Origin of the sequence: Allobosea sp. RAF48 (genome assembly GCF_052114025.1) — a bacterium.
GTDB lineage: Bacteria > Pseudomonadota > Alphaproteobacteria > Rhizobiales > Beijerinckiaceae > Allobosea.
Window position 1 is genome coordinate 82144 of the sequence record NZ_JBFRDZ010000007.1, and the last position, 15487, is coordinate 97630.

Genomic DNA, 15487 nt, shown 5'->3' on the forward strand with positions numbered 1-15487 from the left:
CTTGGCGCCAAGCGGCTTCACTGCTATGGCGCGCGCATGAGCACCCGCACCATCGACAATATCCGCAACTTCTCGATCGTCGCGCATATCGACCACGGCAAGTCGACGCTGGCCGATCGGCTGATCCAGCAGACCGGCACGGTCGCCGCCCGCGACATGAGCGAGCAGATTCTCGACTCGATGGATATCGAGAAGGAGCGCGGCATCACCATCAAGGCGCAGACGGTGCGGCTGGATTACCGGGCGAAGGACGGCAAGGATTACGTCCTCAACCTGATGGACACTCCCGGCCACGTCGACTTCGCTTATGAGGTCTCGCGCTCGCTGGCTGCCTGCGAGGGCTCGCTCCTGGTCGTCGATGCGTCGCAGGGCGTCGAGGCGCAGACGCTCGCCAATGTCTATCAGGCGCTCGACGCCGGCCATGAGATCGTCACCGTCCTCAACAAGATCGACCTGCCGGCTGCCGATCCCGAGCGGATCAAGGAGCAGATCGAGGACGTGATCGGGCTCGATGCCTCCGACGCGGTGCCGATCTCGGCCAAGACGGGCCTCAACATCGAGGGCGTGCTGGAAGCCATCGTCGAGAAGCTGCCGGCCCCGAAGGGCGATCCCGAGGCGCCGCTCAAGGCGATGCTGGTCGACAGCTGGTACGATGCCTATCTCGGCGTCGTCGTGCTCGTGCGCATCATCGACGGCGTGCTGAAGAAGGGCATGACCATCCGCATGATGCGCGCCAACGCCTCCTATGGCGTCGACCGCGTCGGCGTGTTCAAGCCCAAGATGCTGGAAGTGAAGCAACTCGGCCCCGGCGAGGTCGGCTTCTTCACCGCCTCGATCAAGGAAGTCGCGGACACCGCCGTCGGCGACACCATCACCGACGAGAAGAAGCCGATCGCCGAGCCGCTGCCGGGCTTCAAGCCGGTGCAACCGGTGGTGTTCTGCGGCATCTTCCCGGTCGATGCCGCCGATTTCGAATTGCTGCGCGGCGCCATGTCGAAGCTGCGGCTGAACGACGCCTCGTTCTCCTACGAGATGGAGACCTCGGCCGCCCTCGGCTTCGGTTTCCGCTGCGGCTTCCTCGGGCTCCTGCATCTGGAGATCATCCAGGAGCGGCTGGAGCGCGAGTTCAACCTCAACCTGATCTCGACCGCGCCCTCCGTCGTCTATCACCTGCGCCTGCGCGACGGCTCGACGCTCGAACTGCACAATCCGGCCGATATGCCTGATGTGATGAAGATCGAGGCGATCGACGAGCCCTGGATCCGTGCCACTATCTTCACCCCTGACGAATATCTCGGCTCCGTGCTGAAGCTCTGCCAGGACCGCCGCGGCCTGCAGATCGACCTCGGTTATGTCGGCTCGCGCGCCAAGGTCGTCTACGATCTGCCGCTCAACGAAGTGGTGTTCGACTTCTACGACCGCCTGAAGTCGATCTCGAAGGGCTATGCCTCCTTCGACTACCAGATCACCGATTACCGCGAGGGCGACCTCGTCCGCATGTCGGTCCTGGTCAATGCCGAGCCTGTCGACGCGCTCTCGATGCTGGTCCACCGTACGCGGGCCGAGTCGCGCGGTCGCGCCATGTGCGAAAAGCTCAAGGAGCTGATTCCGCCGCACATGTTCCAGATTCCGGTGCAGGCGGCGATCGGCGGAAAGATCATCGCTCGCGAGACCATCCGGGCGCTGCGCAAGGACGTCACCGCCAAGTGCTATGGCGGCGACGCCACCCGCAAGCGCAAGCTTCTGGAGAAGCAGAAGGAAGGCAAGAAGAAGATGCGGCAGTTCGGCAAGGTCGAAATCCCGCAGGAGGCCTTCATCGCCGCCCTCAAGATGGACGACTGAGCGGGCGAGACCCCAAACATCCGTCCTTTCAGAATGGGGGGCGGTCATCCCGGACAAGCCGCGCCAGCGGCGCCGATCCGGGATCCATGCCTGGACCGTTCCGGAATGGATCCCGGGTCTGCGCTTCGCTCCGCCCGGGACGCCGCCCAGGATTGCGCTCGATCAGAGCATCTCCGCGCTGAGCGTCGCCTGCCAATGGGCGAGGCGCTCCTTCAGCACGCGATCCCGCACATAGACGATATCCTCGTCCTCCAGCCTTTCGAGCGCCTCGAACTGGAAGGCCTCGGGGCCCAGCGCATTCCATGCCGCCTGCAAACTGCGCTGCCGGTGATTGCCGTGGCGCAGCGTGAAGCGCAGGCGGTTCTCGATCGTCGCGAGATCGGGCGCGCGGCCGACCCAGCTCTGGCCGCTCGCCTCGCAGCGGAAGGCATAGATGCCCGCCACCGATTTCCGTTCCTTGTAGGCGGCCGTTGCCGCCTTTCTATCCGCGATCTGCATCGGTCCAACCCATCCTGTTCGACGGGTGCTAAATAATACCCGGATTTTAATAAGGCAATATTTTATCCGGGTATTTTATGTTCTGCGGCATTTTTCGATGAACAATGGCGCTGCTGACGCGTTGTTTTCTCGAATCCACTCTCAAACGAGGAGGTCCCGATGGACTGGAACCGCGTCGAAGGAAACTGGAAGCAGCTCAAGGGCAAGGTGAAGGAGCAGTGGGGCAAGCTGACCGATGACGATCTCGACGTCATCGCCGGCAAGCGCGACCAGCTCGAAGGCAAGATCCAGGAGCGCTACGGCCTCGCCAAGGACAAGGCCCGCAGCGATGTCGACGCCTGGTACGGCCGACAGACCTGGCAGTAATCAGGCAGCCGCGGATCGGTGGTGACGAAGTAAGGAGCCCCGGCGTCCCGCGCCGGGGCTCTTCGACGTTTGGCGCCTTGATCGCCGCCGGTAACCGGCCGAGACTTAGCCGTGTTCGAAACGGGATGCCGGATGTTCGAGGATCTCTCAGGAAGGAGCGCCCTGGTGACGGGAGCCTCCGGTGGGCTGGGGCTGCATTTCGCCAAGCTGCTCGCGCGCCATGGCGTCGAGGTTACGCTCGCCGCGCGCCGGCAATCTGCGCTGGATCAGGCATGTGGCGAGATCGCTGCCGCGGGCGGCACTGCGCAAAACATTCTGCTGGATGTCGGCGATGCCACTTCCATCACCGATGCGCTCGCCGGCCGGCATTTCGACATCCTGGTCAACAATGCAGGTGTCAGCGGCGCCGGTCCGGCGGCCGACCTTTCCGAAGCGGATTGGGATGCGGTGCTCGACACCAATCTCAAGGGCGTCTTCCTCGTCGCCCAGGCCGTGGCGCGCGGCATGCGCGAAGCCGGGCGCGGCGGAGCCATCGTCAACATCGCTTCGATCCTCGGCCATCGCGTCGCCGGCGGCGTCAGCGCCTATGCGGCCTCGAAGGCGGGCGTCATCCAGCTCACCAAGGCCCTGGCGCTCGAATGGGCACGCGACGGCATTCGCGTGAACGCCCTTTGCCCCGGTTATATCGAGACCGACATCAACCGCGATTTCTTCGCGACTGAAGCCGGTCTGAACTTGATCAAGCGCATCCCGCAGCGAAGGCTGGGCAAGCCGGAGGAGCTCGACGGCGCCCTTCTGCTGCTCGCCTCGACCGCCGGCAGCTACATCACCGGCGCGACCATCGAAGTCGATGGCGGCCATCTCGTTTCGTCTCTGTGAGAACGGCCATGGATTTCGAGATTTCTGCCCGCATCGAGGATTATCGCGCCCGCATCGCCGCATTCGTCGAGCGCGAAATCATGCCGCTCGAAGCGGATCGGGCTTCCTATGACGCGCATGGCAACATCGCGCTGCCCCTGCTGGAGACCGTGCGCGCCAAGGCCCGTGCGGCTGGGCTCTGGTGCCTGCAGCTCAAGCCGGAAACCGGCGGGGCCGGGCTTGGCAAAATGGGCATGGCGGTCGCCTATGAGGAGATGAACCGCTCGATCTTCGGCCCCGTCGTCTTCAACTCGGCGGCGCCGGATGACGGCAACATGATGGTGCTGGAGGCGCTCGGAACCCCCGATCAGAAGGAGCGCTGGCTGAAGCCCATCGTCGAGGGCAAGGTCCGCTCGGCCTTCGCCATGACCGAGCCCCACCCCGGCGGCGGCTCCGACCCTTCGATGATCCTGACCAAAGCCGAACGGCGGGGCGACACGTACATTGTTAGCGGCCGCAAATGGTTCATTACGGGGGCGGAGGAGGCGAAGCACTTCATCCTGGTCGCCCGCACCTCGGACGATCCGCGCAGCGGCCTCACCGCCTTCCTCTTCCATGCCGACCAGCCGGGCTGGCGCATCCTGCGCCGCATCGAGATTATGGGGCCGGAGGAGCATGGCGGCCATTGCGAGCTGGAATTCGACGGCCTGGAGATTCCGGTCGAGGATGTGCTCGGCGGCGAAGGCAGGGGCATGAAGGTGACGCAGGTCCGCCTTGGCCCGGCCCGCCTGACGCATTGCATGCGCTGGCTTGGCCTCTCCAGGCGCTGCGTCGAGATCGCGCAGGCCTATGCCGCCGAGCGCTACGGCTTCGGCCAGCGCCTCGCCGATCGCGAGAGCATTCAGCTCAAGCTCGGCGACCTCGCCATGCGCATCGAGATCGGCCGCATGCTGGTGATGAAGGCGGCCTGGGAGCTCGATCGTGGCGGCTTCGCCCGCAAGGAGGTCTCGATGGCCAAGGTCCAGGTTGCGAATGTCCTGCACGATGCCGCCGATGTCGCCATCCAGATCAACGGTGCCCGCGGCTATTCCAAGGATACCGTGCTGGAGTGGATCTACCGCTACGCCCGCCAGGCGCGGCTGGTCGACGGCGCAGATGAAGTCCACAAGATGGTGCTGAACGGCTTCCTGACCGAGGAAGGCCGCGATTTCTGGCGCTGGCCCGTCGCCGGGCAGGCACAAGGCTGAGGCGTCGCGATGACCGGGCAGGGCGGCGAGGCTCCAAGCGGCAAGGCCGATTTCGACCCCGCCGCGCTGGCGGGTTTCCTGGACGAACGCTTCGGTCCGGGTGCTCTCTCGATCGAGCGGATCGGCGGAGGCCAATCCAATCCGACCTATTTCGTCGATCATGGCGGGAAGCGGCTGGTGCTGCGCAAGCAGCCGGCGGGTCCGATCCTGCGCGGCGCCCATGCGATCGACCGCGAGTTCCGTGTTCTTGAAGCGCTGGCGCAAACGAATGTGCCGGTGCCCCGCGCGGTGCTCTTCCATGCCGAACCCGAGCCGCTTGGCACGCCCTTCTATCTGATGGAGCGGCTCGATGGCCGCGTCTTCCATGATTGCGCCTTGCCCGGCCTCGCGCCGGCCGAGCGCCACGGCCTCTATCTCGGCATGGCCGAGGCCCTGGCGAAGCTCCACTCCGTCAGGCCCGACGCGGTCGGTCTCGGCGACTTCGGCCGACCGGGAAATTATTTCGAGCGCCAGATCGCGCGTTGGACCAGGCAACTGCGGGAATCGCCGGGCGAACCGATCCCTGAATTGGAGGCCGCCGCCGATTGGCTACCGGCGCATCTCCCTCCCGATGACGGTCAGGTCTCGATCGCCCACGGCGATTTCCGGCTCGGCAACCTGCTTTTTCACCCCGAGAAGCCCGAGGTGATCGGCATCCTCGACTGGGAGTTGTCGACGCTCGGCCATCCGCTTGCCGATCTCGGCTATTGCGCCATGCCCTGGCATACGGCGCCCGACGAATATGGCGGCATCCTCGGCCTCGACCGGGCCGCGCTCGGCATTCCCACAGAGGCCGAGTTTCTCGCGCATTATTATGCCCATGCCGTGCCGACGGCGCCGCTCACGCGCTTTCATCTCGCCTTCGCGCTGTTTCGTTTCGCCGTGATTTTCGTCGGCATTGCCGATCGCGTCAGGGCGGGCACGGCTGCGGCTGCCAACGCTGCGGAGTTAGCGCCACTGGGGCGACGCTTCGCCGTGCGGGCGCTCGAAGCCATGGACGGTCCCGACAAGCTGCTCTGATCGGGTGCCGCGTGTTCAGATCGTGTCGGAGGCGAGGCGGGGGGTGGTGTTGCTCGCACTCTCGTCCTTCAATGCGACGCCGGAGAGCCCGCGCGCGAACGAGGCCTCCACCAGCCAGGCAGCGCGTGCTGCGGCTTCGGCTGGCGCCAGACCTGCGCCATGGATGTTCGAGACGCAGTTGCGCTCGCCATCGTTGCGCCCGGGGCGCGGGGCGTAGGTGATGTAGAGCCCCAGGCTGTCGGGGCAGGACAGGCCCGGCCGTTCGCCGATCAGCAGCAGCGTCAGCCTTGCGCCGAAGAGCATGCCGATCTCATCGCCGATGGCCACCCGGCCTTGCGAGACGATGACGGCCGGCGACAGCGACCAGCCGCTGCGCTCCGCGAGCGGCAGGAAAGCTGCGACGAAGCGAGCGGCATGGGCCTGCACGGCCTGTGCCGACAGGCCGTCGGCGATGACGAGCGCGATATCGCAGCCGCCGCTGCCGCCGGACGCGACAGCGGCGTGGCTTTCCGCGGCAAGGCTGCGGCCGAGATCGGGGCGCAGCAGGTACGAGGCGCGCCCGGCCGCCCGGCTGGCGACCTGAAGGGAGGCGAGCCCAAGCGACCGCAGCTCGGCGGCGAGCGCGGCCGTGTCGAGTTCCGCATGGACGGCGTCGCGGGCCTGCGCATGGGCGAGGGCGAAGCGCAGGGTTTCGTGCGTGCCGAGGCCCGATCCGGCACGGCCGATGCCGATGCGCGCTGGCGTCAGTGCGGAAAGGCGCCGCCAGGGATCGGGAGTATTCACGACACCATCTCCGCCAGTGACGTCACGAGGCGCGGTGCACCAGCCTGGGCCAGGAGCCGGCCATCTGTGCCCGTCAGGCCCTGTTCCTGCAGCCAGCGCTCGAACTCGGGCGCGCGCTTCAGGCCGAGCAGGTCGCGAATGTAGAGTTGGTCGTGGAAAGAGGTCGACTGATAGTTCAGCATCACGTCGTCGGCGCCCGGCACGCCCATCACGTAGGTGACTCCGGCCGTCGCAAGCAGCGTCAGCAGGGCGTCCATATCGTCCTGATCGGCTTCCGCATGGTTGGTGTAACAGACGTCGCAGCCCAGCGGCAGGCCCATCAGCTTGCCGCAGAAATGGTCCTCTAAGCCCGCGCGGGTGATCTGCTTGCCGTCATAGAGATATTCCGGCCCGATGAAGCCGACGACGGTGTTGACCAGCAGCGGGTCGAAGGCCCGGCAGACCGCATAGGCGCGCGCCTCCAGCGTCTGCTGGTCGACGCCGTGATGGGCCTCCGCGGAGAGCGCCGAGCCCTGGCCGGTCTCAAAATACATCAGGTTTTGCCCGAGCGCGCCGCGCTTCAGCGAGAGCCCGGCCTCGTAGCCTTCACGCAGCACGGAAAGATCGATGCCGAAGGAGCGATTGGCCGCCTCAGTGCCGGCGACGGACTGGAAGACGAGGTCGACCGGCGCGCCACGCGCGATCAACTCGATCGATGAGGTGACATGGGTGAGCACGCAGCCCTGCGTCGGGATGGCGTAGCGCTGGATCACCTCGTCGAGCAACTTGAGCAGGTCCGAGAGCACGCTGAGATTGTCGGAGACCGGGTTGATGCCGATCACGGCATCGCCGCAGCCATAGGAGAGCCCGTCGATGATCGAGGCGGCGATGCCGCGCGGATCGTCGGCAGGGTGGTTCGGTTGCAGGCGCACGGCCATGGTGCCGGGCAGGCCGAGCGTGTTGCGGAAGCGGGTCACCACGCGACATTTCCGCGCCACGGCGATCAGGTCCTGCAGGCGCATGATCTTCGAGACGGCGGCTGCCATTTCAGGCGTGACGCCCCTGGCGAGCCGGGCCAGCGCTTCGCTCGACGCCTCGTCCGAAAGCAGCCAGTCGCGGAAGCCGCCGACCGTCAGGCCCGCGACCGGCGCAAAGGCCGCCGCGTCATGCGTGTCGAGGATCAGGCGGGTGATCTCGTCGATCTCGTAGGGAATCAGCGCGTCGGTGAGGAAGGTCTTGAGCGGCAGATCGGCCAGCGTCATCCGGGCTGCCACGGCCTCCTCCGCCGAGGCGGCCGCAAGTCCCGCGAGTTGATCGCCCGAGCGCGGCGGTGTGGCCTTGGCCATGAGGTCGCGCAGGTCTTCGAAGACATAGCTCCGCAAGCCGATGACATGGCGGTAGGCCACGGACCCTATCCTTTCCGCTGCTGCCGGCTTGTGGGCCGACCATTGTCGATGTGATTTCGAGCACAATTCATGCCGTGCGGCAAAGGCTCATCGCACCTCGGCGCGGCAAGCATGGAGCTCTGGTCTTCGGTGAGCGCGGGATGTTTTTCGAACCTAATGTTCCGCGATCGGATGTTGTCCGTTTACAAGAAAACTGCAGTATTCATTTCTTTAGAATAATTAAAATATGCAGATTTGCTTTGTCTACTGCCGGAGGATTGTGTTAGCGCGAAGCGCTTTTCTCGATCCGGTCGGCTATCATGTTCGCTCTGTCCCGCCTGACGCGCCTTCTTCCTGCTGCCGCATTGGCTTTGGCGGTGTTCTCCGCACCGTCCGCCCGCGCCGAGACGATCGAGGTCACTGATCTCGCCGGGCGCGTCGTCAACGTCACGCGCGATCCGTCGAAGATCGTGCTGAGCGAGGGCCGCCAGCTCTACACGCTGGCGATGCTGGACCGCGACGACCCGTTCAAGCGCGTCGTCGGCTGGGGCAACGACCTGATCCAGAACGATCCCGGTGCCTGGCAGAAATATCTGGCGAAGTTCCCGAAGGCGAAGGACGTCGCCGACATGGGCAACCCCTATGCCGCCGATGTCAGCATGGAGAAGATCGCCGCGCTCGGCACCGAGGTCTACATCCTCGACCTCTCCAACTACTTCAAGGCGCAGGAGACGGGCCTGCTCGGCAAGCTCGAGAAGGCCGGCATCGCCACGATCTTCGTCGATTTCCGCCAGGATCCGACCCAGAACGTGCTGCCGAGCGTGCAGCTGCTGGGCCGCGTCCTCGGCCGCGAGAAGGAGGCGGCCGCCTTCACCGACTATTATCTCCGCCAGACCCGCCGCATCTATGCGCGTGTCGGCTCCATCCCCGACAAGAAGAAGCCGATGGTTTTCGTCGAGCGGGCTGCCGGGCTCCTGCCCTGCTGCGCCACCTTCGGTCCCTTCAACTTCGGCCGCTTCATCGAGGAAGCCGGCGGGCGCAACTGGGGCAGCCAGTACTTCTCAGCTTTCCAGGCCGAAGCCGCGCAGGAGAAGGTGCTCACCGACAACCCGGATGTCTATTTCCTGACGGGCGCCAACTGGTACGGCAGCAATCCCGGAAGCAACGCCGTCAGCCTCGGCTATGACGCCACCCCCGAGAAGGTGCAGAAGGAAATGTCGGCGCTGATGCAGCGGCCTGGCTTCCAGCAGCTCAAGGCAGTGCAGGGCAAGAAGGTGATGGCCTTCTACCACCAGTTCTACGACGCGCCCTATTACTTCGTCGCCGAGCTCGCCATGGCCAAGGAGCTCTATCCGGACCTGTTCAAGGACATCGATCCGGAGGCGGTGTTCAAGGAATTCCATGAGAAATTCCTGCCGATCTCCTATTCCGGCGTCTTCTGGGCCAAGCTCCAATGATCGCGGCCTGAAGCGATGACGGCAGTCCTGCCCGTGGCGGCGACCGCGACCGCGGATTACCGCAAGCGCAACGCGAAGCGCCTGAAGCTCGTTCTGCTCGGCGTGCTGGTGTTGCTCTTTGCGGTGGCGCTCGACGTCTCGATCGGGCCCGGCAACCTGCCGCTCGCCGATGTGCTGCGCACGCTCGTCGACCCGCAATCGGCCTCGCCGCGATTGTCCGTCATCGTCTGGGATCTGCGCCTGCCGATCGCGCTGATGGCGCTCGCCGTCGGCGCCATGCTCGGCCTGAGCGGGGCGGGCATGCAGACCATCCTCGCCAATCCGCTGGCCGATCCCTTCACGCTCGGGGTCTCCGCCGCGGCGACGGTTGGCGCCTCCGTGGCGATCGTCTTCGGCTGGAGCGTCGTGCCCGGCGCCGGCCCCTTCATCGTCACGGCGAATGCCTTCGTCTTCGCACTCTCCGCTTCGCTCGTGCTGTTCTTCATGACCAAGCTGCGCGGCGTCAGCGCCGAGACGATGATCCTGGTCGGCATCGCGCTGCTCTTCACCTGCAACGCCTTCACGGCACTGCTGCAGTACCGCTCGAATGAGGTCCAGCTTACCCAGATCGTGTTCTGGACGCTGGGCAGCCTCGCCCGCGCCACCTGGGGCAAGGTCGGTGTCGCAGCGCTGCTGATCGCGCTGGCGTTGCCCTTCTTCCTGATGCGCGGCTGGGCGCTCACCGCGCTCCGGCTCGGCGACGACCGGGCGGAGAGCCTCGGCGTCCGCGTCGATCGGCTGCGGCTGGAGATCCTGATCGCGACATCGCTGCTGGCCGCCGTTTCGGTCTCCTTCGTCGGCGGCATCGGCTTCATCGGGCTCGTCGGGCCGCATATCGCGCGGCTCCTGGTCGGGGAGGACCAGCGCTTTTTCCTGCCCGTCGCGACGATCGCGAGCGCGGTCCTGCTTTCGCTCGCCTCCAGCGTGTCGAAGGCGATCACGCCCGGCGTGATCTATCCGATCGGCATCATCACAGCGCTGATCGGCGTGCCTTTCTTCTTCAGCTTGGTCATGTCGATCCGCAACAGGGGAGCCTGAGCCGTGGCGCTGCTCATCCGCGATCTCGATTTCCGCTATGGCGCCACGCCCGTGCTGCAAGGGCTCGGCACCGGCGAGTTGCCACGCGGCGAACTGGCCGCATTGGTCGGTCCGAACGGCTCGGGCAAGTCGACGCTGTTCCGCTGCGCGGCTGGCCTGCTTGCCCCGCAGGCAGGCATGGTCAAGCTCGATGATCGCGATCTGGCGATGGTTCCGGCACGGGAACGTGCGCGCAAGGTCTTCTATCTCGCGCAGAATACCGAGGCGCGCGTCGCGCTGTCGGTCTTCGACATCATCCTGCTCGCCCGCAAGAGCCTGCATCGCGGGTTTGCTCTCGCGGCCTCCTCCGAGGACATGCGCGCCGTCGAGGCGGTGATTGCGGAGCTGGGTCTCGCTCCCTTCGCCTCGCGTGACATCGCCACGCTCTCCGGAGGCCAACGCCAGCTTGCGGCGATCGGCCAGGCGCTGGTGCGCGAGCCCGACGTGCTGCTGCTCGACGAGCCGACGAGCGCGCTCGATGTCCGCCGTCAGCTCGACGTCATGGCGACGATTCGCGAGGCGACCCGCAGGCGCGGCATCGTCACCGTCGTGGCCATCCACGATCTCTCGCTCGCGGCACGCTTTGCCGACCGTGTCCTCGTCATGAATGGCGGGCGCATCGCCCAGGCCGGCGCGCCGGTCGAGGTGCTTGCGCATCCGGCGGTTTCGGAGACATATGCCGTGGGTGTGCATCTGGAGCATTCGGCCCGCGGCACGCTTCTGGTCGAGCCCTATATCCAGGTCCATTGAGCCATGTCCGCTCCCGCTTCGCACGACAATTTCACCCTGAAGGAAGAGATCCGGGCCTATTGGTCGTCGCGTGCCGAGAGCTTCGATCTCTCCTTCGGCCATGCGATCAAATCCGACCGGGAGCTGCAGGCGTTCCAGCGCCTGATTCGCGATTCCTTCGGCCCGGCACCGCTCGATGTGCTCGACCTCGCCTGCGGCACCGGGGAAATCACCCGCGCGCTGCTCTCGCTCAAGCACCGCGTCACGGCGCTCGACTTCTCCGAGGCGATGCTGGAGCGCGCCCGCGCCAAGCATGGCAAGGCGGCACGCTTCCGGCTCGGCGATGCCGAGCATCTGCTCGACGACGAGGCCAGCTATGATGCGGCGATCACCCGCCATCTCGTCTGGACGCTGACCGATCCGGAAGCGGCTCTGAGCGAGTGGTTCCGCGTCCTGCGCCCCGGTGGCCGCCTGCTGGTGATCGACGGTGACTGGGTGAACCGCACGCGCTGGCAGGCGCTGGTCAATCGCTTCGGCAACTGGCTGCGCGACAGGCGCGGTGCGCCCGTCCATCAGATCGATGCGGACACCCATGCCTCGATCACCAAGCGCTTCTACTTCAAGGATGGTCTTAGCCGGCAGCGTCTCGAGGATATGCTGAAGGCTGCAGGCTTCGTCGATATCGTGCCGGCTGACTATATCCAGGTCGTTCGCGAGCAGCAGAGGGCCGCCCCGCTGCACGACGCGATCCGGCTGGCTTCCTCGACCCGTTTCGCCCTGCTTGCCCGAAAGCCTCCCGCATGACTGCAAAGCCCGACTGGGATGCCGCGCAATATCTGCGCTTCGAGGACGAGCGGACACGCCCCTCGATCGACCTCCTCGCCCGCGTGCCGCTTAGCGCTCCACAGCGCTGCATCGATCTCGGCTGCGGCCCCGGCAACAGCACCGAACTGGTCGCGCAGCGGTTTCCCGATGCCCTTACCCAGGGGCTCGATTCCTCGCCGGACATGCTGGAGAAGGCGCGCAAGCGCCTGCCGGACCTGTCCTTCGTGCTGGGCGATGTCGCGACCTGGTCCGACGCCGCCGGTTACGACCTGGTCTTCGCCAATGCCGTGCTGCAATGGCTGCCCGACCATGAAGGCCTGTTTCCGCGGCTGGCGCGCTCGCTCAAGCCGGGCGGTTGCCTCGCCGTGCAGATGCCGAACAATCTCGCGGAACCTTCGCATGTCGCGATGCGCGAGGTCGCCGCGGAAGGGCCGTGGGCAGAGCGGCTCGCCACCGCCAAGGCGGAGCGCTCTGCAATCGGCTCCTTCGGGGATTACCGCCGCTGGTTGATGGCTGCCGGATGCCGGGTCGACATCTGGCAGACGACCTATGTGCATGCGCTCGCCGGCGTCGAGGCCATCGCCGAATGGTTCAAGAGCACGGGCCTCAAGCCCTATCTCGACCGGCTGACCGCCGAGGAGCGAGAGCCTTTCATGGCGCGCTATCTGGAGCGCATCGCGCCGGCCTATCCGGTCGAGAGCGACGGCAAGGTGCTGCTGCGCTTCCCGCGCCTGTTCATCGTCGCGGTTCGCGAGGGCTGAAGCGCTACGCGCCGAAGGCGGTGCTACCTAGAGATAGGGCGGCGTGCAGGCGCTGACGACGATGCAGCGCTCCGTGCCGATGTTGCGGAAGCGATGCGGAACGCGGCTGTCGAAGAGATAGGCGTCGCCCGGCATCAGCACCTTGATCTGGTCGCCGACGGAGACTTCGAGTTCGCCCGACAGCACCACCCCGCCCTCATGCGAATCGTGCTTCAGCATCGCGATTCCCGTATCGGCGCCGGGCTCGTAGGATTCGTGCAGGATCTGCAGGTTGTGCGCCTGCGCGTCGCCGACCTGGCGGAAGGACATCTGCCCCCGGCTTTCGCCGCCATTGACCTGATGCAGCCGCGAGGTGAGATCGAGCAGGTCCGGGGCCTCGAAGAAGACCTTGTCCTTCGGGGTCCGGGCCTCGTCAAAAAAATTCACCATGCTCATCGGGATGCCGTCGAGGATCTTGCGCAGCGAGGCGACCGACGGGCTGTTCCGATTCTGCTCGATCAGCGAGATCAGGCTATGCGTGACGCCCGAGCGGGCGGCCAGTTCGCGCTGGGAAAGTCCGGCCGCGAGCCTGATTTCCTTCAGCCTTCCGCCGACATCAAAGCTCATCGCTGCTCCGCCTCCCCGTTTCGCGCGCCTTGTCTTTTTTGCGCGTCATGCAGGGCGCGCCTGCTCGACGGCCCTTGCCATGCTCAATATTCTGAGCAATGCTGCCCGAAAGCCAATAAGAAAATTGTGTCATGGGGATCAGGCGGAGTGGAATAGTTTTCGCGATCAGAACGTACCGTCCAGACTAAAATCCCAATCCCCTCCGATAGGGCTGCGTGGAAGCGATATCTCGCTTTCGCGCGACGGTCGATGCTTGCCGAATACTGCCTATTTGCCAATGCCTGCGGCGAGAATTCAACAGAGAAAACAGGGTAAGCAGGGGCGATGACGCAAGCCGAAACCGTTTTGTTGAATGGCCGCATCTTCTGCGGCTTGGCGGAAGGCTTCGCGGAAGCCCTGGCGATCGCTGGCGGCAAGGTGCTGGCGGCGGGATCGGCGGCGGAGATCGCCGCGCTTCAGGGGCCTGGCACCAAGGTCGTCGATCTCGCCGGTCGCGTCGCCATTCCCGGTCTCAACGACGCGCATATGCATCTGCTGCCGCTCGGCCTCGCCATGAGCGAGGTCAATCTGCGCCCCGAGGAAGGCGTCAACAGCATCGGCGAGGTTCTGCGCCGCGTTGCCGCCGCCGCCAAGGGCAAGAAGCCCGGCGAATGGGTGATCGGTCGCGGCTACGACCACAACGAACTCGCCGAGGGGCGTCATCCCACGGCCGAGGAGCTCGACCGTATCGCCCCGGACAATCCCGTCTACATCAAGCGCACTTGCGGCCATGTCGGCGTCGTCAACAGCCGTGCCATGGCGGCTGCAGGCATCGGCCACAACACGCCGAGCCCGGCCGGCGGCCTGATCGAGCGGCGCGACAACAAGCTCACCGGCCTGCTGGCGGAGAGCGCGATGCGGCTGATCGTCGAGGCGATGCCGCAGGCTAGCGTCGCCGAGCTGAAGGCGGCGATCGAGAAGGCCGGGCACTACATGCTCGCGCAGGGCTTCACCAGCGTGATGGATGCAGGCGTCGGCATGGGCGCGGGCATGGCCGAGATCGAGGCCTATGAGGAGCTCGCCCGCGCCGGCACGCTGCCGGTCAGGACCTGGGTCTGCATCTACGGCAATGCCGACGGCATCGGTGACGAGGCTTACGCCGCCGGCTACCGCTTCGGCCGCGAGACCGGCCTGCTGCGCTACGGCGCGATGAAGGTGTTCGGAGACGGTAGCGCCGGCGGCCTGACCGCGGCGATGAGCGAGCCCTACCTCGTCGGCGATCCCGATAACCGCGGCATCTTCATCTATTCCGACGAAGATATGCATCGCTATCTCGCGCATTATCACAAGCTCGGCTACCAGCTCGCCATCCACGCGATCGGCGACGCCGCGATCGAGCAGGTGCTCTCGGGCATCGAAAAAGCCGACAGCGCCGAGCATCCGATCCGCGGGCGGCGCCACCGCATCGAGCATTGCGGCTTCCTGACCGGTGGTCAGCTCGCCCGCATGGCGGCAGCCGGCATCGATCCGGTGCCGCAGCCGGCCTTCATCTACGAGTTCGGTGATCTCTACGTGATCAATCTCGGCGAGGCCCGCGCCGGCGCCTCCTATCCGATGCGCAAATGGCTCGATGGCGGGCTCCATGCCGCGGCGAGCTCGGATGCCCCGGTCTGCGCCACCGACCCGTTCAAGAACCTTTTCACCATGGTCACCCGCCAGACCAAGCGCCACACCGAGATCGGCGGCGCCGAAAAGCTGAGCATGGAAGAGGCGGTGCATGCCTATACGCTGCTCGGCGCCTACACCCAGTTCGCCGAGGACAAGCTCGGCCGTCTTGTCCCCGGACAGCTCGCCGACATCGCTGTGCTCTCGCACGACATCTTCTCGGTTCCGGTCGAGCAGGTCGAGAACGAGGTGCGCTGCGACCTGACGCTGCTCGGCGGCGAGGTCGTCTTCGACCGGCACGGCCAGCTCGCGGCTGCCGCTCAATAAGCCGG

At 65.8% G+C, this 15487-nt stretch carries 15 protein-coding genes; 11 read left to right on the forward strand and 4 right to left on the reverse strand.

All coding sequences use genetic code 11. The features are described from left to right. Positions 1-36 precede the first annotated feature (36 nt). Positions 37-1842: a translation elongation factor 4 gene (lepA, locus tag AB4Z10_RS14950; RefSeq protein WP_441471175.1), complete on the forward strand. Its 1806-nt coding sequence runs from the start codon at positions 37-39 to the stop codon at positions 1840-1842. Between the two features lie 162 nt (positions 1843-2004). Here lepA and AB4Z10_RS14955 read toward each other — a convergent pair whose 3' ends face one another. After that, complete coding sequence (locus tag AB4Z10_RS14955; RefSeq protein ID WP_441471176.1) at positions 2005-2340, reverse strand: GIY-YIG nuclease family protein; 336 nt, start codon at positions 2338-2340, stop codon at positions 2005-2007. 159 nt (positions 2341-2499) lie between these two features. On the opposite strand from AB4Z10_RS14955, the gene AB4Z10_RS14960 reads away from it, so the two are divergent. The 4 genes from AB4Z10_RS14960 (at position 2500) to AB4Z10_RS14975 (ending at position 5870) form a co-directional block, all read left to right on the forward strand. Continuing rightward, positions 2500-2706, forward strand: coding sequence for a CsbD family protein (locus tag AB4Z10_RS14960; protein WP_047573131.1), 207 nt, complete (start codon positions 2500-2502; stop codon positions 2704-2706). 132 nt (positions 2707-2838) lie between these two features. Further along, positions 2839-3585 carry an SDR family NAD(P)-dependent oxidoreductase gene (locus AB4Z10_RS14965; protein WP_441471177.1) on the forward strand — a complete coding sequence of 249 codons (747 nt, stop codon included), beginning with the start codon at positions 2839-2841 and terminating at the stop codon, positions 3583-3585. A gap of 8 nt (positions 3586-3593) precedes the next feature. Next, a complete protein-coding gene (locus AB4Z10_RS14970; protein WP_441471178.1) occupies positions 3594-4811 on the forward strand; it encodes an acyl-CoA dehydrogenase family protein in 1218 nt (405 codons plus the stop codon). A gap of 9 nt (positions 4812-4820) precedes the next feature. Next, on the forward strand, positions 4821-5870 hold the full coding sequence (locus AB4Z10_RS14975) for a phosphotransferase family protein (protein ID WP_441471179.1): 1050 nt from the start codon (positions 4821-4823) through the stop codon (positions 5868-5870). A 15-nt stretch (positions 5871-5885) separates the two neighbouring features. Here the strand turns inward: AB4Z10_RS14975 and eutC are convergent, their stop codons facing one another. Together eutC and AB4Z10_RS14985 are read right to left on the reverse strand one after the other, a co-directional pair. After that, positions 5886-6653 carry an ethanolamine ammonia-lyase subunit EutC gene (gene eutC, locus AB4Z10_RS14980; protein WP_441471180.1) on the reverse strand — a complete coding sequence of 256 codons (768 nt, stop codon included), beginning with the start codon at positions 6651-6653 and terminating at the stop codon, positions 5886-5888. Next, positions 6650-8038 carry an ethanolamine ammonia-lyase subunit EutB gene (locus AB4Z10_RS14985; RefSeq protein ID WP_441471181.1) on the reverse strand — a complete coding sequence of 463 codons (1389 nt, stop codon included), beginning with the start codon at positions 8036-8038 and terminating at the stop codon, positions 6650-6652. The genes eutC and AB4Z10_RS14985 overlap by 4 nt, the downstream gene beginning before the upstream one ends. A 299-nt stretch (positions 8039-8337) precedes the next feature. On the opposite strand from AB4Z10_RS14985, the gene AB4Z10_RS14990 reads away from it, so the two are divergent. Genes AB4Z10_RS14990 through tam form a run of 5 tightly spaced genes read left to right on the forward strand, consistent with a single transcriptional unit; the run spans position 8338 to position 12905 of the window. Next, positions 8338-9474, forward strand: a complete 1137-nt coding sequence (locus AB4Z10_RS14990; RefSeq protein WP_441471182.1) for an ABC transporter substrate-binding protein — start codon at positions 8338-8340, stop codon at positions 9472-9474. A gap of 15 nt (positions 9475-9489) precedes the next feature. Continuing rightward, on the forward strand, positions 9490-10551 hold the full coding sequence (locus tag AB4Z10_RS14995) for a FecCD family ABC transporter permease (RefSeq protein ID WP_441471183.1): 1062 nt from the start codon (positions 9490-9492) through the stop codon (positions 10549-10551). Positions 10552-10554: 3 nt separating this feature from the next. After that, positions 10555-11340 carry an ABC transporter ATP-binding protein gene (locus tag AB4Z10_RS15000; RefSeq protein ID WP_441471184.1) on the forward strand — a complete coding sequence of 262 codons (786 nt, stop codon included), beginning with the start codon at positions 10555-10557 and terminating at the stop codon, positions 11338-11340. Between the two features lie 3 nt (positions 11341-11343). Further along, entirely contained in the window at positions 11344-12123 is a 780-nt protein-coding gene (locus tag AB4Z10_RS15005) for a class I SAM-dependent methyltransferase (RefSeq protein ID WP_441471185.1), read from the forward strand. Continuing rightward, positions 12120-12905, forward strand: coding sequence for a trans-aconitate 2-methyltransferase (gene tam, locus AB4Z10_RS15010; RefSeq protein ID WP_441471186.1), 786 nt, complete (start codon positions 12120-12122; stop codon positions 12903-12905). The genes AB4Z10_RS15005 and tam overlap by 4 nt, the downstream gene beginning before the upstream one ends. A 27-nt stretch (positions 12906-12932) precedes the next feature. Here the strand turns inward: tam and AB4Z10_RS15015 are convergent, their stop codons facing one another. Then, positions 12933-13511, reverse strand: a complete 579-nt coding sequence (locus AB4Z10_RS15015; protein WP_441471187.1) for a cupin domain-containing protein — start codon at positions 13509-13511, stop codon at positions 12933-12935. Positions 13512-13835: 324 nt separating this feature from the next. Here AB4Z10_RS15015 and AB4Z10_RS15020 point away from each other — a divergent pair, with 324 nt between their 5' ends. Further along, a complete protein-coding gene (locus AB4Z10_RS15020; RefSeq protein WP_441471188.1) occupies positions 13836-15482 on the forward strand; it encodes an amidohydrolase in 1647 nt (548 codons plus the stop codon). The last annotated feature ends 5 nt before the right edge of the window (positions 15483-15487 follow it).